Genomic DNA, 301 nt, shown 5'->3' with positions numbered 1-301 from the left:
GTGAGCGTCACGAGCGGGTCATCTTGCGGGTGAGCTCTGCGCGCCAGAGATAGTCGGCACGGACTTTCAGGAGAGGTTGCCGATGGGCTTCGACGAGCCGAAGAGTACAGATAATGCCATGCATCAAGTCATGCATGAAGCCCGTGACTATCAGCGGATCGAGGTGATCACCGGGCGCCGTCGCCGCCGTAACCGGACCGATGATGAGCGTGCGCAGATCGTGGCGGAGAGCGCGTTGCCGGGCGCGAACATCTCCGACGTCGCGCGTCGCTGGGGCGTACATCGTGGGCTGCTCACTGTC

The 301-nt window shown here is 63.1% G+C and carries 1 protein-coding gene; it reads left to right on the top strand.

Going from position 1 to position 301, the window contains the following annotated elements; translation table 11 throughout:
* Positions 1 to 82: 82 nt before the first annotated feature.
* On the top strand, positions 83 to 301 hold a 219-nt coding region (locus tag EP867_RS14245), incomplete at its 3' end, for a transposase (RefSeq protein ID WP_164888879.1).

Source organism: Falsigemmobacter intermedius (genome assembly GCF_004054105.1).
Classification (GTDB): domain Bacteria; phylum Pseudomonadota; class Alphaproteobacteria; order Rhodobacterales; family Rhodobacteraceae; genus Wagnerdoeblera; species Wagnerdoeblera intermedia.
This window is presented reverse-complemented; position numbering and strand designations above follow the sequence as displayed.